General features: G+C 49.5%; 20 protein-coding genes and 5 pseudogenes. 16 read left to right on the forward strand and 9 right to left on the reverse strand.

The annotated features are described in order from the left end of the window. Positions 1 to 11: 11 nt before the first annotated feature. Positions 12 to 626 (reverse strand): annotated as a pseudogene (gene istA / locus MIH18_RS22975) (IS21 family transposase); the annotation flags it as partial. Positions 627 to 1,109: 483 nt separating this feature from the next. Between istA and MIH18_RS22980 the strand changes: the two are divergent. The 5 genes and pseudogenes from MIH18_RS22980 (at position 1,110) to MIH18_RS23000 (ending at position 8,932) form a co-directional block, all read left to right on the forward strand. Next, positions 1,110 to 2,333 carry an AAA family ATPase gene (locus tag MIH18_RS22980; protein ID WP_249014675.1) on the forward strand — a complete coding sequence of 408 codons (1,224 nt, stop codon included), beginning with the start codon at positions 1,110 to 1,112 and terminating at the stop codon, positions 2,331 to 2,333. Further along, positions 2,323 to 3,417, forward strand: a complete 1,095-nt coding sequence (locus MIH18_RS22985; RefSeq protein WP_249014676.1) for a ParB/RepB/Spo0J family partition protein — start codon at positions 2,323 to 2,325, stop codon at positions 3,415 to 3,417. The genes MIH18_RS22980 and MIH18_RS22985 overlap by 11 nt, the downstream gene beginning before the upstream one ends. A gap of 190 nt (positions 3,418 to 3,607) precedes the next feature. Further along, a pseudogene (locus MIH18_RS22990) lies at positions 3,608 to 3,970 on the forward strand (IS3 family transposase); the annotation flags it as partial. Between the two features lie 2,208 nt (positions 3,971 to 6,178). After that, entirely contained in the window at positions 6,179 to 7,942 is a 1,764-nt protein-coding gene (locus MIH18_RS22995) for a hypothetical protein (protein WP_249014677.1), read from the forward strand. 328 nt (positions 7,943 to 8,270) lie between these two features. Further along, positions 8,271 to 8,932: pseudogene (locus MIH18_RS23000) on the forward strand (transposase). 45 nt (positions 8,933 to 8,977) lie between these two features. On the opposite strand, the gene MIH18_RS23005 reads toward MIH18_RS23000, so the two are convergent. Both MIH18_RS23005 and MIH18_RS23010 read right to left on the reverse strand, forming a co-directional pair. Further along, complete coding sequence (locus MIH18_RS23005) at positions 8,978 to 9,886, reverse strand: IS1595 family transposase (protein ID WP_249014678.1); 909 nt, start codon at positions 9,884 to 9,886, stop codon at positions 8,978 to 8,980. Between the two features lie 65 nt (positions 9,887 to 9,951). Continuing rightward, positions 9,952 to 10,614 (reverse strand): annotated as a pseudogene (locus MIH18_RS23010) (group II intron maturase-specific domain-containing protein); the annotation flags it as partial. Positions 10,615 to 10,714: 100 nt separating this feature from the next. On the opposite strand from MIH18_RS23010, the gene MIH18_RS23015 reads away from it, so the two are divergent. After that, entirely contained in the window at positions 10,715 to 11,032 is a 318-nt protein-coding gene (locus tag MIH18_RS23015; RefSeq protein WP_249014679.1) for a hypothetical protein, read from the forward strand. Positions 11,033 to 11,147: 115 nt separating this feature from the next. On the opposite strand, the gene MIH18_RS23020 is transcribed toward MIH18_RS23015, so the two are convergent. Then, positions 11,148 to 12,215 (reverse strand): DNA-binding protein, encoded by a 1,068-nt coding sequence (locus MIH18_RS23020; protein WP_349293813.1) that lies wholly within the window; start codon positions 12,213 to 12,215, stop codon positions 11,148 to 11,150. 268 nt (positions 12,216 to 12,483) lie between these two features. Here MIH18_RS23020 and MIH18_RS23025 point away from each other — a divergent pair, with 268 nt between their 5' ends. From MIH18_RS23025 to MIH18_RS23040, 4 genes are all read left to right on the forward strand, one after another. Further along, positions 12,484 to 12,756 (forward strand): hypothetical protein, encoded by a 273-nt coding sequence (locus MIH18_RS23025; RefSeq protein ID WP_249014681.1) that lies wholly within the window; start codon positions 12,484 to 12,486, stop codon positions 12,754 to 12,756. Between the two features lie 91 nt (positions 12,757 to 12,847). Continuing rightward, entirely contained in the window at positions 12,848 to 13,234 is a 387-nt protein-coding gene (locus tag MIH18_RS23030) for a DUF4262 domain-containing protein (RefSeq protein WP_249014682.1), read from the forward strand. 4 nt (positions 13,235 to 13,238) lie between these two features. Next, entirely contained in the window at positions 13,239 to 13,772 is a 534-nt protein-coding gene (locus tag MIH18_RS23035) for a hypothetical protein (RefSeq protein ID WP_249014683.1), read from the forward strand. After that, positions 13,769 to 14,866, forward strand: coding sequence for a site-specific integrase (locus MIH18_RS23040; protein ID WP_249014684.1), 1,098 nt, complete (start codon positions 13,769 to 13,771; stop codon positions 14,864 to 14,866). Before MIH18_RS23035 ends, MIH18_RS23040 begins: the two co-directional genes overlap by 4 nt. Before the next feature lie 18 nt (positions 14,867 to 14,884). Here the strand turns inward: MIH18_RS23040 and MIH18_RS23045 are convergent. Further along, positions 14,885 to 15,374: pseudogene (locus tag MIH18_RS23045) on the reverse strand (retroviral-like aspartic protease family protein). A 161-nt stretch (positions 15,375 to 15,535) separates the two neighbouring features. Between MIH18_RS23045 and MIH18_RS23050 the strand changes: the two are divergent. From MIH18_RS23050 to MIH18_RS23065, 4 genes are all read left to right on the forward strand, one after another. Next, positions 15,536 to 16,123, forward strand: a complete 588-nt coding sequence (locus MIH18_RS23050; protein ID WP_249014686.1) for a response regulator — start codon at positions 15,536 to 15,538, stop codon at positions 16,121 to 16,123. Positions 16,124 to 16,670: 547 nt separating this feature from the next. Further along, entirely contained in the window at positions 16,671 to 17,570 is a 900-nt protein-coding gene (locus tag MIH18_RS23055) for a hypothetical protein (protein WP_249014687.1), read from the forward strand. Beyond that, a complete protein-coding gene (locus MIH18_RS23060; RefSeq protein WP_249014688.1) occupies positions 17,560 to 18,030 on the forward strand; it encodes a hypothetical protein in 471 nt (156 codons plus the stop codon). The genes MIH18_RS23055 and MIH18_RS23060 overlap by 11 nt, the downstream gene beginning before the upstream one ends. 152 nt (positions 18,031 to 18,182) lie before the next feature. Next, a complete protein-coding gene (locus tag MIH18_RS23065; RefSeq protein WP_249014689.1) occupies positions 18,183 to 18,902 on the forward strand; it encodes a hypothetical protein in 720 nt (239 codons plus the stop codon). A gap of 222 nt (positions 18,903 to 19,124) precedes the next feature. Here MIH18_RS23065 and MIH18_RS24080 read toward each other — a convergent pair whose 3' ends face one another. After that, positions 19,125 to 19,319 carry a DotD/TraH family lipoprotein gene (locus MIH18_RS24080; RefSeq protein WP_349293814.1) on the reverse strand — a complete coding sequence of 65 codons (195 nt, stop codon included), beginning with the start codon at positions 19,317 to 19,319 and terminating at the stop codon, positions 19,125 to 19,127. Beyond that, a complete protein-coding gene (locus tag MIH18_RS23075) occupies positions 19,297 to 19,614 on the reverse strand; it encodes a hypothetical protein (RefSeq protein WP_249014690.1) in 318 nt (105 codons plus the stop codon). The genes MIH18_RS24080 and MIH18_RS23075 overlap by 23 nt, the downstream gene beginning before the upstream one ends. Before the next feature lie 185 nt (positions 19,615 to 19,799). Between MIH18_RS23075 and MIH18_RS23080 the strand changes: the two genes are divergently transcribed. Further along, on the forward strand, positions 19,800 to 20,084 hold the full coding sequence (locus MIH18_RS23080; protein WP_249014691.1) for a hypothetical protein: 285 nt from the start codon (positions 19,800 to 19,802) through the stop codon (positions 20,082 to 20,084). A 374-nt stretch (positions 20,085 to 20,458) separates the two neighbouring features. Then, a complete protein-coding gene (locus tag MIH18_RS23085; protein WP_249014692.1) occupies positions 20,459 to 21,565 on the forward strand; it encodes a hypothetical protein in 1,107 nt (368 codons plus the stop codon). Positions 21,566 to 21,793: 228 nt separating this feature from the next. On the opposite strand, the gene MIH18_RS23090 is transcribed toward MIH18_RS23085, so the two are convergent. Both MIH18_RS23090 and MIH18_RS23095 read right to left on the reverse strand, forming a co-directional pair. Next, positions 21,794 to 22,213: a SprT family zinc-dependent metalloprotease gene (locus MIH18_RS23090; protein ID WP_249014693.1), complete on the reverse strand. Its 420-nt coding sequence runs from the start codon at positions 22,211 to 22,213 to the stop codon at positions 21,794 to 21,796. Next, the gene (locus tag MIH18_RS23095) at positions 22,137 to 22,568 is read right to left on the reverse strand and encodes a YgjP-like metallopeptidase domain-containing protein (RefSeq protein ID WP_249014694.1); all 432 of its coding nucleotides are present in this window, start codon (positions 22,566 to 22,568) and stop codon (positions 22,137 to 22,139) included. The genes MIH18_RS23090 and MIH18_RS23095 overlap by 77 nt, the downstream gene beginning before the upstream one ends. Positions 22,569 to 22,570 lie beyond the last annotated feature (2 nt).

Below are 22,570 nucleotides of genomic sequence, written 5' to 3' on the forward strand. Positions count from 1 at the left end.
CTGACCACTCCACCCCCGAGGAATTCGAAGACCCGGATGTGGGAACCGATCCAGTCCGGCAGCTTCTGGCTCCAGGTGGCTTCGGCGTAGGTGTAGTTGGAGGCCCCAAGCACCGCCACAAAGATCTGCGCCTCATGAACCTCTCCGGTGGTGCGGTCAATGACGGGCACGGTCTGGCCGGCATAGTCCACAAACAGCTTCTCACCCGCTCGATGGTCCTGGCGCATCACCAGGTCCAGTTTGCCCTGCCAGGCCCGGTAGTGCTCACAGAACCAGCTGTACTGATACCCTTCCGGGTTCGCTTGCCGGTACTCCTGCCAGAGCAGGAACAGAGTGACGTATTTACCCTTCAGTTCCTCGTGGATCTGATGCCAGTCCGGTATGCCTCGAACCTCGGCCGGCAGATCTGGAGGGGGTGGGAACAACAGCTGCTCAAGGCGAGCCTCACCCAGATCTTCCGGCAGTGGCCAGCTCAGACCGGCCTCGGCCAAACGCCGAAGATACTCGCTTACCGTAGGGCGGCTGACGCCGCAGGCCGCTGCAATCTGTCGATTACTCAGCCCTCGCTCCCATTTGAGACGAAGGACTTCTTTGATCTTACGCATGGATAACCTCTTCGCAGGCATCTGGTCTTCTCCGGATGAAAAGACTCAGAGTACCGTTAAGTTATCCCGCGCCGGACGGTTTCGATGGGGTGAGTCAGGCAACCTGCCGGGGTGGCAGCGTTGCCGTGGCAATCAGCAGTGGCAGCTTTCCCGTGGAATGGGTGGCAGGCTTCGTCTGGAATCAGTGGCAACCTTGGTCTGGAATACGCATGTAAGCCAAGCCAAGTGCCTCAGGCGCTGATAATCCTGCCCGCAAAAGCCTTAAATTACTTATCCGTTGTGGCCTCATTTGGTAGACGAGTAGTCTGAGGAAATAGGTATAGCGATTGAAATTCGCACACCACTTCAACGCTATTAGCAGCTCTACACGCTCTCCATGCAGTGCTAAGTCCCCGCTCTTTAAATATCTATGAGTCTTAGAAAGACAGGTTGACGAATTTCTACTTATTTATGCTATATTCAATTTTTACGAAAAATTGCATTATAACGAAAAGGGCAGATTTTATGGAAAGTGCAAACAAATGGCTAGGCCCGGGCGAAGATACCTACGCATATTTTGTTGAACTAAATCGCCGAGGTTCAGAAGAACTGACGCAGGTGCGTAACAGTATCAATGAAAGAGAAGGCGACGGTGAGCACAGATCAGAACGCACCTGGGGGGCTTTGCAAGCTTCAGAACTGATCGGTCGATCAGCGCCGTGGTTGCGTGAAGCTGATCCCGATGTCACTCGCAACGAAGCTGGCCATGGCAGGTGGACACTCGGTCGCATTTTGGATATTTCAAAAGAAGCAGGAACTCTGTATCAGAGGCCAAAAGGCAGCTCCGCAAAAATTATTGCACTGACTAAATATAAAGGCGGTGTAGGGAACACAACGAATGCAATTCACTTGGGGCACGGTCTAGCCACTAAAGGCTTAAAGGTCTTGCTATGGGATGCTGACGCACAAAGTTCAATGACGCAGATTGCTGGTGGCGTTGTTCCTGATATCGAGTTAACCGATGAAGATCTGCCTATAGACCTACTCGAAAATAACCCAGAAGGAATACTTGATCCCAGTTGTTCAGTCGTAAGAGGAACATATTTTCACAACGTTGATCTAGTACCAGCCAACTCGGCACTGAATGAACTTGAACTTAAACTAATCACTCAATACCTGAATTCCGACGAAAATGACAATCCGATTGGCCCCCACTATCGGCTTGCTGCCGTGCTAAGTCACATTAAAGAACACTATGATGTGATTTTAATTGACTGCCCACCAACTCTCGGTATCAACAGCATGAACGCTCTGCTGAGTGCCGACTGCATTATCACCTCTCTGAAACCAGAGCTTCTTGATAGGGCCTCTTTTGTAGCGTTTACTGATGGTCTTGCCGGATTGGCGTCGATACACGACAAGGAGTTTAATTATTTCAGAATATTGATTAGTCAGTACCAGGATGGAATCTCTCGCGATCCAAAAGGGGCCGTAGCTGGGTCTGTGCACAAGAAAACGGAGCTTATTCTTCGGACATTGTATGGCGAAGCTGTCATGGAAAACATGATGCACTACAGTAAGGAAATTGGTAACGCTGCAAGTCATCTCTCAAGTGTGCTCTCAATCGAGAAACCGATTGGTTCCAGACAAGCATACAAGCGAGCCGTTGCAGTTGTGTCTGCTGTAGTGGATGAAGTATTCGACGATTTAAAATTGTTGTGGGAGGCGGAGACAGACAATGACGAATAATAATGCACCCGAAAAACGTACTCACGGAAAGAGCTTGCTTGCCAAAAAGCCAGGAGATTTTTCATTAAAAAAGCCAAAGTCAGAGGAAGGTAAAACCAGGTCGTTTGCACCTCCAGACAAATCTGGCACAACAAATAATGATAAAATTATATCGGGCCTTGAAAGTCGCATTGCTGAGCAGAGTCTTGCGCACGACGCAAAGGTAGCTGAGCTTGAAGAAAGGCTAATAGCAGCTGGCGAAAATGTAATTTTAATTGACGGAGAAGTAGTCGCAGCCTTAGATCCAAAAAATGTTGTGCAAGGACCTTTTGCTAACAGAATCGATATAGCTTACGAGGACGACGATTTTCGAGGTTTGTATTCTGAGATAAAGGCGCAGGGTAGAAACGAGATTCCAGGGAAAGTCAGACCTACTGGCAACAACCGGTATGAAGTTGTTTATGGGCATCGTCGTCACCAGGCTTGCTTGAAGGCGGGCGTTCCTTTTCATGCTCTTGTCGAAGAACTCAGCGACAGAGAAATGCTTGAAAAGATGACGACAGAAAATGAGGACCGGAAGGATCTCTCGCCTTTTGAAGACGCTTTGCGGTATCGGAACTGGGTTGACGAACAAGAAGTCTGGCCTAGTTACGCAGAACTGGGACGTGCACTAGGACGGTCTCAACCGTATATTTCGCAGCGAACGTCGATATTGTCGCTCCCACAAGAGGTCTTTATTGCTCTTGGCGATCCAAGAGAATTAAGCATCACAGATTGGCGCCAGCTCGTTTCAGTGAATAATAAGGATGGCGAAGAACTGCTGACCATTGCAAAAGATATTGCCGGTGGCCGCTCAACATTCTCTGTAAGTACAGAAGAAGATGTAAAGAAAGTTTTTCGTGTGTTGATTAGGCTTAACTCGGGAACCCCGAACTCTGGAAAAATTAAGTCTGAAACTCACAAAACAACAAGTGGTCGCAATGTTTTTTCGCATCGAAAAGCAAATGGCAAGCTACAGATAACTCTCGACAAAACTCTACCAGAAGAGCTTCAAGCACAGGTGATAGCTACACTCGAAACATTTTTTCAAGAAAATCTTGGCTAATTTTCTCCAGGTATTACGACTGTAATACCTGGAGAAAATACCCAGTTTCCAATCTATCTAGAAGGCATTACGCTCGTAATGCCTTCTTATTCGGAACGAAATCTCATAGTCCCTGTCTATTTTCCTCTTAGATCAACACCTATTACGGTCGTAATACCTTGAGGCCCAGTCTTTATTTGCTTACCACTACAGGCCCAGGGTGAGCAACAATAACCCTTACTCAGGGTCGTTGTTCAAGACGCTGAAGTACTGCCCGAAGTGGCCCGATAAAGGCTTTACATCACTAACGGCGGTGCACAAATGGATGCTGTTGTTCGAGAAGGCCTATAACGAGGAGCACCTTCACAGCGGCATCAACTTCGTGACGCCCGCACAACGGCACCAAGGTGTTGATGCAGAGTTGTTAGCCAAACGGGAATCGGTTTATCAACGAGCAAAGAGTCTGAATCCCAAGCGCTGGTCTGGTGACATTCGAAATTGGGAAGTCGCCGGAGCCGTATCGCTCAACCCTGGAAAACTGCAGGAAGTTGAGCGTAATAAACAGGCTGCTTAAACGCGGCTATTTGGACAACTGGGTTGCAAATCACCGCGGGCCTAATAAAAAAATTTAGTTCCTTCGCCACAATACTTAGCTAATTTTTCATGGCGATAATAGCTATACGCTGCTCAATCACTACCCCCCGTTATCACCTATTACGGCCGTAATGATCAATGTAATTTTAAAATATGTATGCATTCCGGAATTTCATCTTGAATACAGTGTCGTGGTCGTCAAAATAGCATTTACCTGTTTTATTGTGGACACTAACAACCAAACCCGTCCGTATCGAAAACGCCGTCAATACCCCCAAATTTAAAACTCAACTGATGGCTGAAAGCTAATAATCGAGAACCTCTTTTTATCGCATTGCGCTGGACAAAAATCTCAACATTAATCTAACACTTCTTTGAATCAGCGCTTCTACGCAATACATTGCATATGATCCATATTAATAAAGTCTAGCAAGTCAAAGAACCACTCGATATGTAGGCTCGACTAGACACAATGAATAGTAACCACTGACTTTTCTGAACTCAATCAGACAAAACGACCTTCAACAGGTTCAGCTCGTCAAACTTAACATAGTAGTTGGGTTAAAAATTTTTTTCAGTGTTTATTTTTACATAAAATTCAGTTAGTTATTAAAGCGCTTTGCTATTATTTGCCTTTCGCAAATAGTAGCAAAGCGCTTTCTTGGAACTGGTTCATCAAAGATCTGATGTTCGAGTCGAGCAATGCCGAATGGCAAGCGGTATCGTTGATGCTAGCGAATAACTTTTAGCGCTAAATAGCGTTTTTAGATGCATTAAATCCGATCCCGATGATGAAGAATCATTCAAAGGTTTGGAGATATTACTTCACAGTTTTTTCGGGTGAAATATGGAATCTCTACGGACAGTTGCTTTCCAAACAGACTCAGGGATTTTGTGTACCGCTGTTCATGACGCAAGAGAAAGCAGATATTTGGGCCTCCGTTGAACGAACGACTGCTAAGAAAATGCCGAGCCTAATGAGCACCCTTCAAACTAAACAATTTCTCCGCCGCATTTTTTTCCAGCTCTTGTAAGAGCTTTTTTGGCTTTAAAATCAGCAAACCCGTGTAATTATAAAATTCCACTTCATTCAAGACGAAGATTCTGATGCACCACTTACCGTCACCGCGTATATTTTTAACACTATTACGCCCCGGCGTTGAAAATTAGCTTGTAGAACAAACCTATGATGATCCCGCAACCCCGATGTCCGTCTACTACAAGCAAACAGACACAGCCATAAAAGGCGTCATTTTATATTTCCGAGAAGCCTGCCACGCCATGACTGGAAGGTTGTTAGGGCACCAGTTGTCCAGACGGATCTAACCAAATCGCAGGTTGAAAACTGAGTTCATGACTTGAACTGGAGCCTGGGGATTCTTTACTACGACCTCGATCTCGACGCATAGTTAACCGTGCAGCTGTTGGCATTTCGTACCTGGCCGATGGTTAAATTAGGTTTTTCATGATTTGCACATCGTGTGTCGGATTGATGGTTTGCACATTGCTCAAGCAGGCGCAGCTCCTGTTTTTAAACATTTTTCCCCTGTTAATAACCCGCCGGCTAATGGTTTGCACATCAACGTAAGATGGTTTGCACATTACTTCTAAATGGTTTGCACATTCATTGTAGGTGGTTTGCACATTAGCTCTAAATGGTTTGCACATTGCCCACACATGGTTTGCACATTGTTTTTTTGCCTTCCAACAATATGATTAGAAAGAAGTTTTTATCCCCTTAAGTAGTGTCATTACTGAATAAAAATAAGATTTATCAGTGTCTTAACTGTTGAAATATCTAGAAACAGCTGTGGATAAGTCAAACTAGGACCCTACCTGATGTCTAGAAGAGGACCCTAGAAGTAGCGTTAACTCAACCTTTTACCAGTAAAAAATTAGCGCTGTGCAATATACGGGGGCCGAAAAAAACCATTGTTTGTCCAAAAATCTTTCCTGTTTCCTCCTGATCAGCGTCTCAAAACGGCCCATTCACACGATTAAGCAAATCGATCCATACCATTGATGTGCAGGATAAGCGCCGAATTTCCAACCACTTTTTAATTGCTAACAAGCAATTGCTTAAGAAAAAACTCATCCCTTTCAACGAAAGTGCAAAATAAGGGGTCTTGCAAAACCATTTATCTTATGTTGTAGTTAAAAAAATTCAATATGACACCGGCCGCCTGAAATGGACGACAGCGTTGCTGCTCCAAAGCAAAACACCACCAGCGTTTTCGAGATACCGAGTACGGTACTCAAAAACGCTGAGGTTGCCTATAAGCGTCTAAATAAGATGCACCAAATCAAACCCAATCAGCTTACACCCAAGGAATCAGATTTTATTGCCGTTCTGATAGAATTTGCCTTAAGCCGAAGTCCAACCAAAGCAACCGTCTCCTTCACGTACAAGGACTACCAGGATTTTCTACAGCGTAAAAACGCTTTGACCAACAAAAAGAATGAAAAGCGCTCAACACACAGAACAACGATTATTCGTCGCATGAATTCCCTTGCAAAATTGGGTTTATTTGCAAGCATGGATATGGACAACATTTCGGGCGGAAAAGCTCCCAAACTATATCGTCTCCAGTCCATTCACGAACCAAACTTCTACACCACAGAACATGCGCTGCTCCAAGAGACCTCCCATGGACGAGGCGTTCAACGTCGCACCAATATCACAGGCACCCTCAAAGCTCTGAAGCAATCAGATGCACAGTTGGTCAAGGAAATTTCGCAAACTCGATCTCGCTCAGATAGTTTTTTTACAGGTGTTCTCGATAGAGCTATGCGCTTTAGCACACGCGAAAAAATCGCTGACAATGAGATCGTTGTAAAAATGCGAGTAAAGCGTGCACACCTGACAGTTATGGCCACGGCGCATCACCAGTTAGCCGCCTTATCTGACCAAAGGGTCATACGAGCTTGCGTAACCTGTATCGCACATATCGTAGATACAAAACTGGATGACTATCACAATCGGAGGGAAGCGGAAATTCTCCGACGATCTAACAAAGCACCTAACGTCACGTTTGATCAGGACAGTGGAATATACACGCCGATTCCAATGGAATGGGACGGTGAAGATAATGTGCTCTCACTTACAAGCGCCCAAGTTGTGCCCAACGAATTTCTGTTAGATACCGTAGATTTGGCGAAGGCAATGAACTATGCCAGTCCTCATTCCAGTACGACGCGCAAGCTAGTTAATCAATCTTTACGGCGCCTTGCCGATACTAATTTCCGCTTATATATCTCGAACCCAGAATCTCCAGAAGCCAAAGATGTCATGAATTTGTTCGGGTTGGATGATACTGCTATGGATTTTCGATTCATACAAGATCTGAAATCACAGCACCACTTGAGCACGACCGAAAAAGTTAGTAAGCCCGGAAAGGCTCTAAGCCCTATGTCCGAAAATGACGCCGATCCGTTTCGTGAGGAGGAGCTGAAACGAGTTCGCCTTTGGAAGGTCTCGATTGATAGCCATCTATATTATCGTCTACTGGACAAAAATACCCGCAAACTCTACGTTGCTCACAAAGAAATTATGGAAGAGAGCAGCGGTCTGGCTCAAAGCATCTACAACTTCATGTCGAGCATTATTGGTCGTAAAAATACTGAACTGACGAACGAGCCCGAACGCGTCTACTCAAAGCCCATACGGACGCTTCACAGCACGCTGTGGCCTAATCGTCGATTCGATCGTTTTGAAAAAGAGCTGGTAGAAATACTGCGATACCACGCTAAGCGAAAAAACATTGCATTTGATATTTCTGCCAGAAAAAATCAGGTACCTATTTTTGGCTTTATTTTCACTATGTTCCTGCACGAAAAAAAAGACGAGCTATGGATACGTGTAGTACGGGATAAGAACGATCCGTTAACCGGAGATCTCTCCTACCACAATATGAAAGTTGCCAAAGATCTTTTTAGCAGTAACGAAAGCTAAATGTGCTGGGAGCGCTAAAAAACCGCCAATAAGCAGGTAGTGAGAGCTTCATAAAAACTTTGTAACTATTCAGCTCAAAAAAACTTCGAAAGTTTTTGACAGGGTTTTTGCTTGAATCTTCCCGCTTTATCGGCATTCGTACCGATGCCACCACGCAGGCCATAGCCGACGGCATAAGGTCTGCTGAAGGGCTTTACTAACCGATTCCGATCACGGGACGGCCTCAGTTTTTTAATCGCCTCAGAATGGCCCTCAGAGCCAAAAATGTCGCTCTGAAACCCCGTGCGATAATGGACGCTTCACAAAGCCATCCAGGTGCGGGCAGACATTGAAGATAGAAAATATTGACGTTGATTCGGCGATCGGATCCGTCAAAAAACTTCTCGAGAAAGAGCGCGATCTGTCGCCTTCACTCAAGGCAGCACTGGAGGTGTTGCTCCTTTTGGTGGCGATGCTCCTCAACCGCACCACACTCAATAGCAAAACAGCAGCAAGCCGCCCTCCTCAGATCCGAACCGAGAGAAGTCCTCCAGAAAGGGGGAGATAGCAGATGCCGGTGGCCGCTTGCCAGCCACTGACGCTGACCCGTGGCGACAGCGCTATCGACGACTTCTTGAAGAGGCAGATAGCGAATGTCCACCTCCCGATGAGAGCCCGCGAGAGGAAGGAAAACGAGGCCGGCTAAAACGATCAAAAGCCCGAAACTTACTGGAGAGGTTGCGACACTTCGAGCACGACGTCCTGCGTTTCATGGATGTCGAGTACGTCCCTTTCACCAATAATCAGGGTGAGAACGACCTGCGCATGACGAAAGTGCAGCAAAAGATATCCGGTTGTTTTCGATCCATGGAGGGGGCGAAGATCTTTTGCCGGGTTCGCAGTTACCTGTCGACGTGTCGTAAGCAGGGGATGTCAGCCACAGAGGCGTTGGCGTTACTCTTTCAGGGGAAAAATCCTGCGTTTATGGATACAGAAGAGGCTCAGTTTTAATGATCGTGGCAGATATGAGCTGAATAATTACAAAACTTTTCCTGATTACGCATAAGCTTCAGCCATCTTCAATAGCCTGTAAGGCATCGGTGGTGTCCGGGTTGCCACCGTCAGAAATCGTGGAAGCATGGCCTTGAGGTCGTAGCGCCGGTTGAAGCGGTATTCGAACTCGGCGAGGTAGCGAGGTGCATGCTGTCCACGGATGGCATGGTAAGTCCCGGTGATCGCGTTCTTGACGTTGCCCAGTACAGTGTTGACCCAATTGAACGCCGGGTTCGCCACGCTGGCACGTCCACCACCGGTGATATGGCGCTCATGTACGTAGGTGGACGTATCGAAGGCTCGGAAGCACCCCAGGCCGTCGCTGATGACCTGGCTGCCAGGTATAATGGCCTGCTGAGCGTAGCGACGTATCTCGACAAGGCTAAAGCCGCTCACACAGCGAAGCTGGACACGCTGCGGATGGCCCGCCTCATCGGTTTGTACGGCCGCCACAAACGGGAACGTGTGCTCAGCGCCGCGACCGCGCTTTCCCGGCCGTTCATCGCCCAGGTAGGCGTCATCGATCTCGATGCGCCCGGAGAGCTTCTCTCCCTGGTTGCGCCCGTGCATGACCTGCAGCAGCTTGTGTTTAAGCTTCCAGGCCGTGTTGTAGGCGACGCCAAGCTCCCGGGACAGTTGTAGTGCCGAGATACCACTCTTGCGCTGGGTCAGCAGGTAAATGGCCAGGAACCAGGTGGTCAACGGCAAGTGTGTCGCATGAAAGATGGTGCCGGCGGTCAGCGAGGTTTGATGGTGGCAGCGGTGACACTGGTAGAGCCCCCGGGACAGCCGGCAGCCGGTGGCATTGCCACAGTCGGGGCACACGAACCCCTTGGGCCAGCGATGTTGGAGGAGGGCGGTCTGGCATTGCGATTCCGTGCCGTACTGCTCATCGGGATAGGGGGGAGCCATGAGGCTCCACCCCTCCCACACCACCCGGCATGCGGGTCCGCACCGGGCGGTTCGAGAAGTTGAGGTCATGAGAGTCTTGGCACACCCAGCCGATCGAAATAGGCAACCGTCAACACGTTGTGGATAGCAGACAAGCTATTGTGCCACCAGCGCCGGCTCAGAGCCGCTACCGATTGTGCCACCCAGGGATTTGCGCCCAGGCGCATCAGCTCCCGATAGATCGTCTTACCTCGTCGCCACTGCTTAAGCTGCATAGCCCTCAAGCGCCGACGTATCCATCCATCCAGCGAGCGCCAGATGCGTGGAGTTTGCGACAGCTTGAAGTAACCTTTCCAGCCCAGCAGATAGCGTCGAAGCTTCTCCACCACTTGTTCCATGCTGCGCCCTCCCGAACGTCGAGTCAGTTGCCGGATCCGCAGCTTGAACGCTTGCAATGCCTTCGCTGAGACCGCACGGCGGACTTCGCCGTTCGGACCCTGCCATAAAGCATAGCCAAGGAACTTGCGCCCAAACACGCTCGTCACTGCACTCTTGGATTCGTTAATCTTCAAATGCAGTGTGTCGTAGCAGCGCCTCAGCAGTCGCATCACCCGCTCTCCCGCCTTCTGGCTGCGCACGTAAACGTTGCAGTCATCGGCGTATCGGGCAAAACAGTGCCCTCGGCGTTCCAGCTCCCGATCCACTTCATCCAGCAGCACGTTGGCCAGCAGCGGCGATAGGGGACCGCCTTATGTACATCTACTCGTTATGCAAAGTATTGCGCTGGAGAGCAGCAGGTAGCTGTATTCTCGTCCGATTGACATTCGACGCTGGCTAACGGCACCTTTAATGAGTCCGGAGGGGCGGGCGTTGACAAGGCAGAGGGTGGTTCGACAAAAATGCCCCCACAATGAGGCGATTGACCTCATTATCGACGCATTACAGAAACAATATCCCTTTCATTTTGATTTGGTTCACATCAAAACGTGGTGGAAAGTCGGTGGTTTTTACCCATTTATAACGATGATACCCAAAGATGAACTGGCTGATCTGGACACAGACGCTAAGGTAAAGCGCGAAAAAACCGCCTTCGTCATCATGGCGCTGTTAACAGAAGAATGCGAGGGATCGCTGTACGACCTCACAACTGAACAACTGAACAACTGAAATCGATCAGTGACGTTGCCAACCAATTCGTTCAGGATTTTACCGATCCTTACCAGACAACGTGCCCAAACCACTATATCCGGGCAATTATTCGTGATCAGTTAAAACAACTCGATTAACTGTCCGGATTCTCTTTCGCTGCGAGCGGTATTTCAAATTTACTGATTAGGGCCCTCAAAAAATCAAGGTCTGATGTCAGTTTTGCGTTGTCGGATAAAAGCCGCCTGCGGTCTGATACTACCGCGACCAGCTCCCGCTCCAATGCCTGAAACTCGACTTGACACTTTTGGGCCTGGGCGTCTTTTTCTTGCATTAAGGCGCTGCACTGAGCTGAAAGTTTTTGGTTTTCTTCGCCAAGTCTGCACTGTTCATTCTGAAGCAATTCAATCTTGGTTTCAGCGTTCTGAATTGCGATTCGATGATCGCCAGTGAGCTTGGCCACTTCTGTTTGCAGTTTGTGATTCTCAAACACGGTGAGATCGTTGTTCTGTGAAAGTTCACGAAGCTTTTCGGTAACGGATGCAACCGCTGCTTTATGTTCGTCGATGGCCTTATGGTGATCCTCGCGTATCGTGCGAACGACTTTCCGGTGTTCAGAGAGGGTAGACTGAAATTCGCTCTGAGCTTCGACGTTTTTTTCTTTTAGGTATGCGATTTGGTCAGACTGCACCTCTAACTGTTTTGCCTGTCCCTTATGCGCCGCATCCAATCGGGCGACTTTCACTTCCAACAACTGTTTCTCCGACCTAAGCCAGTCACCGTCGACTGTTGCTTGGCTCAATCTTTTTTCTTGTATTTTCAGCTGCGACTGTTTTTTTTCAAGACGGCTTTCCAGGTCAGCCAGAGCCACATCTCTCTCATGGATGTCGTTTCTGAGCTGTTCGGTCTCAATACGAATGCGCTCGTCGGTTTGTTCTTCCAATTCCAGAGCCGCTGGACGCAACAAGAGCGCAAGCCTGGAAGTCAGCGGGTCGTCGGTTTCATAAACAACGTCAACACCCAACGCTTTCAAATAGTAGGCAATTTTGGCAATCGAGCCTTTGCTCAAGAGCTTCCGGACCTGATAAGGGTTGATGGGCTTGCCGTTTTCCTCAAGGGCTGTCACGGCCGCCCGTACGTCTTCCTGTGTAATGCTTGCTGGCCTTGCCATTTTGTCACCTGAATGCGGTTTGTTGACCGTCATTATAACTGTGTTACGAAACAAAAGAAAAGAAACACGAAACAATAAAAATAGTAATTTACGGAAACTTTATAAGATTCGATAATAGTTGATTATCGAATCTTGATATAAAATACTGAGGGTAGGGCGGCTGCCCCTTGGCGATTTTGGGGAATTAGGTCGAAACCCTGGTGGAATCACCGAGACCAAAAAGCTCACCACAAATGGGTAACGTCAAAGGTAAGCAAAGATCGAATTAGCGGAAGATCCCAGATAGAAGGATGTCTGAACAATGAACAAATCACAGTACCGGGTGGAAATAGTTACCGACCTATTCGTACCAATTCGTGATCTTGATGCACCGGATTGTCCGTCCGTGACGAACGATGCGGATCGCGTTGTTTCCGAACTGCAGGACAGCGTTGCCGATCTAACGCACCGTCGCGTTTTTTACCAAGATTTAGCGAGGGTGGTCGATGAACTTTTGCATAAACGAGGCCTGTTCAAAGGCTTTGCTGCTTGCTCAAAAGGTCAACGAGAAATGCTGATGGAATACTTGCTTTAGCGGTTGATCTGCTCACCTCACGCTTCAGGGGTTGCGGGTACCCAAACTCACGATACGCTGTTAGTAACAGCCAGCACGGGAGAACAAACAGATGTTACTTAACGAATTCAAAAACGGTCTTGAAGAGCACGCTTGTCAGATCCAAGCGTGCATCGACTCATCCCAACTGCACATCCGACACGAACCGGAGTTGAGTTACACGGTGGGGTTCGCAACATTGGGGCTGCCAGAATTGGTGATTACCAGCATGCCTTTGGCGCAAGCCGATGAACTGTTGCGAACGCTTTGGACAGCCGCTCGTTTGTGTGACATCACCGGTAGAAATTGGGAATGTCTCGGAAAGACCCTGACGCCTAGCCCGGTGTTTAAGCCATTAGCGGATAACGAACGACGGATAATTTTTTGCGATGCAAGAACGTATTACGGCCACTGGGATTTCAAAGCGAATGTGGTGTCTTTGGCTGCCAGGAGCGTTTGAAAAAGTGAAAACCAACGACATAACGGATCTGGCCCAGTATCGACAAACCAAGACCGCTCTAATGTCCACGATGGATGCAGTGATGGCAGCAAGCTGGGTATCGGCCGCAAAGTTCTGGAACGCTCATTCGGAAGTGACCGTTTACTTATGCGACTGTGCCAACGAAACGGTTCTGGTTTTTTCGTGCAAGCGCTTAGATTTGGCGCAGCTGCAAACCGGGCTTGAAGTGTGGGAGCACTTGGTACGTTCATTTGATGTCGTTGCCGATCCGTCCATGACGTTTGACGAAGTGCATGTGAGCCAAACCGCTGATCTGGTGTTACATGCGTTGGCCGGAACTGAAACTTTGGTGTTACCTGGTCAGAAACAAACACCGCCATCAGAAAGCCGCCAACATTACGTTGTGTTGATCGATCGCACGCATTTCAATGGCCCGGTGGGTGTGCAGAAGGTAGCTGATCCCGCTTATCTGCTGAGGCCTATGCAAATCGAAGCGGTTACTCAGGAAATACTTGTGGATGCGGCTAACCAGTCATGACTGACAAAGACCTTCATCACCAAATTAACGAAGTTATCGCCGAAGCCGATTTGATCGGTTACCGCGACAACGCCAGTGAGAAGCTGGACCAATACCTAAAAGCTGCCGTCAGTGAAAACACCAAGCTGGCGACGGTGAAAGCGGTGAAGCATTATAGAAAAGTCTATCGTGGACCCTTGCCCTGTACGGATAGGGACATGGCGCTGTACTTGTCACACTTTGCCGGCGAGTTAAAAATCTCGACACTGGAACAACGCAGAAGCCTGATTGGGAAGTGGCACGAACGAGAATATGGCACGAATCCGAACAATTCGGATCTTGTCTCACAGACCATGCGGGGGATCAGGGCGACTCATAACAGCGCGCGCAAGCAAGCCAAGGCCATGCCTGTGACAATTCTCAATCGCCTGGTCAGCGCTTTAAATATCCGACGCGAATCGCTGCGGGAAAAAAGCGATAAGCGGTGGGTCCGATATTCCAGAGATATCGCTATGGTGCTGACAGCATTTTGGTTTGGTCTGCGATCATCCGAGCTGGTCAGTATTAAAGTTCGCGATGTAAGCATGAATTGGGATGCCCGTCCGCCCCGGCTGGATCTTTACATTCCTAAGTCCAAGGGAGACAGGCAAGCGAGGGGCCGAAGTGTGGGGATGGAGGAATTAACCAATTTGTGCCCAATGCACGCGATCCGCGAATGGCTTGAAGATAGAAGCAATGGTGTAGATGTGAAGTCCAGGGAAGAAAATGACGATTATCTGTTCAGCAAAATCGACCGATGGGGCGCGGTCTGGTCAGAACCTTTGCACGCGAATTCAATCAACAAGTTGCTCAAGCGGTTGCTAGAAGATTCAGGTGTGGGTGTTGAAGAATACAGCAGCCACTCACTGCGCCGTGGCATTGCGAATTGGGCCATAGACAGCGGCGCCAGTTTGAACGAACTGATGGACTGGGTAGGATGGTCAGACCTTCGTTCAGCAAAACGTTATGTAGACGAAAAAGGCTCGCTACCGAATCGTTTGATGGATCGAATGGAGAATGATCGTTCCGGTCACAACTCATTGGATGGCGGAACGTCAATAATCGAGCCTCTTTAATCGGGGCGCTTTTCCAGTTCAACGTGTTTTCAGACTCAGGGTTAAAACGCCCGATTTTTTAGAGAAATCAAGCTGTCCCAGCACACTCATACCCAGCAACACTGTGTCAGAGTTCATATCAGGCATGATGGTGCCGGGGACATTATTGAACGTGAAATTGCCCAAACGTAATTCACCAATGGTGGTGTCCCAGGCTTTGCCGAGTCCGGCTAAGACCTGCTTGTTGGGCGAAGGATTCTGAAACTGCCACGGTTGTGGCACCGGTATCCAAAATGAAGGTGACGTTTTGGTTGTTGATGGTACCGATGGCCAGATAATGGCCCTGGCGGTTGGCCTGAAGTTCAATTTCAGTAGCGCTGCCGCGCATGTGACTGACCAGAAGCTGGTTGGTCTTGCGGGAATCCCAATGATTGAACAAATAAGTCGTAACGATGAGCAACACAACCCAAAAACCGGCAAAGTACAGAAGGTATCGGGTTTCTGGTCTTAAAAGGCCGCGTTTGCTCATGTCATTCCTTGTAAGAGTCGTCCGTCAAACTGGCCAGCCCGATGGAAACTTACACTGAGCACTCCGAGCCAATAAACCACAACCCGATTTTTTCTGACCGAAATGTGCCTGTGTCGTCCAATACGGGCGCAACTGCGCTAGTGAGTTTCCGGATTCTGGTGATGGACGATAACGAGATCTATCTGGGACATCTGCGACAAGTGCTGCAACCAAACGTCTTGAGTTGTGCTCACATCGAGCTTGTGACCAGCAATAACCCTGTCACGATCATGGACTTGATCGAAGAGCAGCGTTTTGATGTTCTGCTCATGGATTTTTACCTGCCCCGGCTTGATGGTTTGGCGTTTCTCGAATGGCTGGCCACAGGTGAGCATGTCAAGGGCGTACCGAAAATTGTTTTTACTGACGATCCGGGGGATTCCTCAAAAAGTGCGCACAGATATTACCAGAAAAAACGCACAAGTTGTGTTCAAGCACGGCGATCCCTCCAACGTAAAAGCGTTGGTTTGCGATGTGCTGCGAATCAAACAGCATCAAACGCGGTCTATTCTAAAAGTCAGCTGACTATCAAGGGCCGTAAAGGACACTTAAAATCTGGACTACTATACCAGATACGCTTTATAGGCCCGCAACCTCCCGGACCGCGCCACCGAGTTCCATTCAGGCAAAAGTGTAGACCGCCTTTTTTAGGCGCTTTCGTACAGCGTTATCGTGCGCAGGTTATTCGAGGTTATGAAAAGTTATGCTAGGAAAAAACAGGTGCGATTAAGCGGCGAATGGGGATGTAGCAGGATTGCACCCTATTTAGTGGTTAGTGTGGTAGGCGTATCTGGTATAAAAAATCATATTTCATATAGAGTGTTCACGATTAACTTCCACGCACATGGGCTGGAACCAATGAGTATCGGGTGCCCTGTGGCCATGCTGACCAGCGGCCACGATAGTAGCGCTCGGCTACCAGGCGGCGAACGTGGGAGCGAACAACGTGTACAGCCCGGTCTTGCAGAGACTTGGGGGTGCGATGAGCACCTTCAGATCGTAGTGGACTCCACGATCCAGCTTGGACAAACCGATTCTGGTTTGTTGTGATGATGCAGGCTGGACATTCTCTAACGACAAATATATGCCCAGCGATAACACTAATCGAACAGCGTCGGCGAGATCGCCTTTTTCGCTCTCAGCTATCTCGGCCTGAAAAGAACGGTTGATAATTATCTGATATGATATGTCAGATATTAAAAGAAAAATCACACGATTAAGCCACCGTGATGGACGCCAAATAAGAGGGCCGCCTGCATGAACCACACGGATGACAACGATGTTTTTGTGCCTGGTGAGCTGATCGGCAAGCTCTCTGAGGCTTACCAGGCGTTGCTGGAACGATCCCTTGCGTGGCGGGACATCTCCGATGCCGATCATCACGCGGGTTACGAGGTGTTTGTGCCAACTTTCGATACCGATGATACTCAACGACGGTCTTTGGCTGCGCGGCAGCAAGCGGTCACCGAATCCACGGGGTTGACCATTGATGACGCTTTGGATCGAGAGTTCGGCGCTGGGTTGATCTGCGCTTCAAAGGCCGTTGTGTCTGCCGTGGACGCTATGAATAAAGCCAAATCAGACTTCAAAGATACCGTGATGGAAATACGCGCCCTCGCCTCTGGTCAGCCGTCTGTGTCACGGGATAAATATCTGAAGAAAGCGATGAAAAGCGCAGGTATTCAAACCTTGCACCTTCGGGAATGTTATCGACACATTCGGATAATGCCACCTAATCTAGAAGTGTTTGCGTGGACATGGGCAACCAGTCATGCGCGAATTCAAAAGCTCAGTTTTGATGGCGCCGTGAAGCTGGCTGAAGGCTTGCGGGATCGTGACGAAATGCTCGCAGACATGGCCATCGATATTCTCCACAAAAGATGCTCACCGGACGAAATACTGGCCCGTCGTGTACCACTACCGAATCAGATGCGGGCGAATTATGCGTATCGAGAAGACGGCGAGCTGATTCGTAACAGCTGCCCCTTGTCCGGCGTGGTCATTGCTCAACAAAAAACGCTGCCCAGACTGGTTTGGCGACCCAATCCGGTGTGGTCAGACTCCCAACCTGCACGGCTTCCCCGCGAGTCGATTATGGAAAAAGACCCGCTGATTGAAGTCCTGGCTTTATACCGGTACGTCCACCATGACCGTTGATCACCCTGCCCTTCAAGCGAAAGTACGTTGTTACGGCGCACGCGCTGCACTGACGGCGGAGGCGACCTCTATAACCCGCGATGGACAGTCGCCGATTGCCGCGTTGAACCTGGATGTCGCTCAAAGACAGGGCGAACACGTTCAATGGGACAAGAAAATTACGTTGCAGCTGGGCGAAACAGAACTGCCTTTATTTGCTGCTCTGTGCCTCGGTTTGCTTCCAAAGGTTCATTTCAAGCGGCCCACCAAAGGCATCGTGATTGAGCGACAACCGAACAAACTGTTTGTGTCTGCCACTCAAGGACAAGGTACTGCTTATGCACTGCCCATACCGATGGCTCAGTCGTTTCAGCTGAGTGCGCTGGCCCTGGCACAGCTGAAGAAACAGGTGTCCGGTGTGGACGAAGCCTTTCTTTTGGCTGCGCTACGCGGCGCTGCCGCACTGTACAGTCACTCATAAATTCCAAATTGTAGTGGCCAAGTGCTTTCTGGTTTCACTGTTAACTGTAAACTGATGGGGGTTATGTGAAAGAGCAAGGTGCAAAAGTTGTCATCACAACGCAAATCTTTGGCTCAATCGGCCCTTGGCAATCGTTCGCGAGGATTTGATCGTTGAGTGTGACTTATTATGGCAGTGGTGATCACCCAAGCGGCTTTGTTGGATTTCGTGCTGTTCGGTCTTGGAATCACGGAAAAGATTACCGTCAGTGTTATTTCTCGACATCTGCGGCTAAATCCCAGTCCGACAGTGATGTGTACTTCCGGTATCAGAAATTGCGGGCTGAACATCAGGATGCCTGTTGGGCTGTTGAGAGCCTGGAGCACCAGTATCAACGGTTTGTCACGATGACTAACCCGACAACCAAACCCGAGCGTGGGTTGGGCGTTCACGGTATCACCGCCATGTTCGCCCGTTGGCACGGTGGAAAGTGGGAGCCCTGCTTTTCTGTTTCACGCCCTGGTAAACCTCAGAAGCGTTTTTTCTTCCGACACCATCCTTTCACCAAGGCGTGGGAGTTGGCCGTCGATCATTGGGCGCAAGAGAACGGTATCAGGGAGGTGGATCGCGAACGGGTTTTGAACTCCCCGCCGGAGCCGTCTCAGTTTAAACGCTTACGACGGCAAATAAACGACATTGAGGGCTCTAGCGTGCCTGTGGAAGCTCTTCGGTCTGTATTTCAAGAACAGAGGGACTTGATTGATGCTACGCAAGCTGCAGAGAAAATCCGCTCGTTAAAATTGGCGGACTCCCCTAGTTCTAACGCATCACTGGTCAGCACTGAAAGGGAAATATTGGAATGGTTTGAACTTGCGATGGAAGGGGCAGGCTAATTGGGCCGACAAAATTCCACGCATTGACTCATTAATAAACTAACTAACTGAATGCCGTTGACTCACCTAAAATCAAACTACCGTCTGTAATTTTGGGGTGAGTAATGGAACAGATAATGAGCCTCTCAGCTCGGCGAGTCAAGTTGACGAATCTCATTCAGAACCGGGGGGTTCTGAGCATTGATCCATACATCTAAATCAACAGCATCCATCACGTCACCCTCACTGCGGATATGTGATCTGGATGCGATTATGATCCACATCGAGAACAACCAATGCGCGACCGCCAGCCTGATACGAAGCGTCAACCAGGAACTCGGCTAAAGGCTTCGTCGCGCGATTCACAGAAACGGTAACGGGAATGACCGGCGCATTACCCAAGATCTGTGGCTCGTCATATCCAACCAGACAAGCCACGCAAGAAAGGCTGCAGCTCTCCGTAGAAGTCCTCTTTCAAGACAGTCTCTTTATGCCAGACAACCGGGAAGTCGTTCAGATCGTAATCCAGTTCGCTACCCATGCCAGATGCAGCCACGCGAGCGGACTCAGCGTAACTCAACGTGCGATAGGAATTGCTGATCTCGTTTGCAGCCTCAGAGAGCTTAACGATTGCCGGATCAACGTCTAAATTGACCTGCTGTGGGGTTGCACAGCCCTGCAACAAAAATCCGGCCGCAGCGACTGCCAGAAGAGTTTTTGCGCCTGTTTTCATTGTCCACATTCATCGAACGAGTTAATTGATTAATGTAGGTCATACTACCATAGAGAAGATTGCACTCTGCTCTGAGGCGGCTAAAAGTACACCAATGTTTACGGCCAAAGGGTTCGCAGCAGAGCCCCGGCTGATTTGTTGAGCCCGCACAAAGAGTTACGACTACCGCACCCGCAAAACACGTAATGAAACTGGGTGGTAACGCCTCAAAATACCGCTTTAAAAACACTCCAACCGCAGTTGTTGCCGGTTTAACAGGCATTGTTGCCGATTCAACAACACTCCAACCGCAGTTGTTGCCGGTTCAACAGGCATTGTTGCCGATTCAACAACACTCCAACCGCAGTTGTTGCCGATTCAACAGGCATTGTTGCCGATTCAACAACACTCCAACCGCAGTTGTTGCCGATTCAACAGGCATTGTTGCCGATTCAACAACACTCCAACCGCAGTTGTTGCCGATTCAATAACACTCCAACCGCAGTTGTTGCCGATTCAACAGGCATTGTTGCCAGCTTTCGTGTCATTCGGTGCTTCTTTTTCAGCGAAACTACCAGGTAGCGAACTGAATTTTGATGGCAGATTCAATCTAAAATGTGAGCGCATTGAGACCTCAAAACTGCACTGATACTATTAGTCTATGGTAATCTATACGATATCAACAACACTGATCCGGTCACTAGATCTTAAGTAGTAAAAATGTATTAAAAACCTGTAGTACGTCTATAAAGTATTAGGGGTAAAGACTAATCAAGATAGCGGGGACTGAGAACGCCTCGAAGCAAGGAGATTGACCGCCAGCCAGTCATCACGAACAGCACGCTCAAACACCAGAGAAAACGTCATGCAAATCCTGATAAACCTAGATGCCAACCACCCAACCTTCCCGCCTGGCACTCTGGACACCCGGTCACGAAGCCTCATGGAGACCTACATCAAAGAGCGGTTCTTCGATAACCTCATGTACCACGAGGCCGTCCAGAAAGACTTCGCTGTCTGGCTTGAGGCTCACCAAAAGAACTCCCAGGCCAGCCCAAAAGGTAAGCGTCTGGAAATCCGGAAGATCCGTTCGGCTGCCGAGAAAGGGCTGAACACGACCACCCTGCTAGGCGAGATGGAACGCCTCCACTTTGACGCCCGAAACAACGTGCCAGACAAGCAGATCAATTTCGGGCTATCCCATCTGATCGATACGGATTTCTTAGCCCGCATGGCCAAGCAAGCCGGCAATCCCGATATTCCGATTACCCAACGCCGGGGCCTGATGCTGTTCGGGGCAACCCTCATGGTAGGCATCCGGACATCCGAGTGGACAACCGCTCGTTTGATTTCGGACAACCCACCGGTACTTCCCGGGGAAACGGCGGCCCACCCCATTCTGGTCATCCAGACCGCAAAGACTCGGAAAGTCGATCCCGAGCCTCGGTACCTGATACTGGAAGGTTTTGATCGGGGCGCCCTTGGCATGATTGAGGCTTGCATTGAAATGACCGCCAGCATGACCAACGGCCATTTAGGTCAACTGGTTGCTGGAATGCGGCAAGCCATGTTGAGAGTGGCGGACAGCCCGGAAGCATTTGAGCTGATCGAGCACATCGATATGAGGACGGCCAGAAAGGTGTTCACCGTGGAGTCGCGTCGAGACAAGTGCAGCCCGGAAGCCGTTTCAGCCGCCTTGGGTCACACGACCACGAACAACCTGCGTTGGTATGCACAGGGCGACATACATTGCGAACGGCTAACCGACATCCCGCTTGCCCGGGCCACCCTCAACGCCGTTAAGAAAGTCCGTGACCCTTTGGCCGACTTCAACGAGCGCAAACAGCTTGCCGGTGGAAAGCCGCTGAGTGGCTACCCTGACCTTGGCACGGACAACCCGAACGCCGATCTGGACAACCGCGGCTCTGCTTCTCTGGCCAACCGACTGATCAACCCTCAAGGGAATCGCTGATGCACTGCCTGGCACACCGAATGACAACACCCTTGGCCGACCTGATCCTTGGCTGAGCTCACCTCACCAAAGCGTCCTTATAGAGATCCGGAACATGACCGTCTAGCTGTAGGAATCCCCCATCTTTAGATGTGGAGAGTATGTTTGCCAGAAATTAAGATGGTTTGGTGATCGTTGCCCACCTTACTCTGCATCACCTTACCCGGAAAATGGATATTGCTATCCTGACTAGGATAGTGTTTCTGCATGAACTAAAAACTGCGCGGCTATGCTATCAAGCCGCGCTTTCACTACTACTCGCCACTCCGGCATAAACCGATCCAGCAGCCCGTAAAATCGCGGGCTGTGATTGTGCTCCTCCAGATGACACAGTTCGTGCAGAATCACGTAATCAATGGCCTTGGTGGGGGCCTTGACGAGGTGGGGGTTGAGCAGCACAGCGCCTTCTGGTGAGCAACTGCCCCATTGGGTTTGCATATCCATGATGCGCCAATTCGGTGTTGTTTTTGTCCAGGGTAGTTTCTCTACCATCAGGTCAAGCCGACGTTGAAACACTTCCCGGGCTTTTTCTCTATACCAATCTCGGACAGCCTTCTGTGTCCGTTCTGGACTCCAGTTCCTTGCCTTGTACTCGCAGTTGGCCTCCAATGAGCTTACAAGTCACTTTGCGCTGTTCTGGATCGTTGATCACCTTCAGCACGTACCGCCTGCCAAGGTAAAGCAGGCTTTCACCGCTCACCCATTGTCGCGGTTGGACATGGCGGGTGCGCTCCTCGATGTCATCCAGGTGCTTTAAGACCCAGCGAGCCCGGCGCTGCACCGCGGCTTTGATCTCCGGCAGTGATGCGTATCTCGGTGCCTCGACCTCAACATTACCATTGGGATGCACATGTACCCTGATGGCTGCCTTCTTGCTGTCGGCCCGATACGTCAGGCGATACTGAAACTCCCGATCCCCATACCGAATAACATACTTTTGTGGTGTCTCTGTTGGGCTCGGCATAA

Source organism: Marinobacter sp. M3C, from assembly GCF_023311895.1.
Lineage (GTDB): Bacteria > Pseudomonadota > Gammaproteobacteria > Pseudomonadales > Oleiphilaceae > Marinobacter.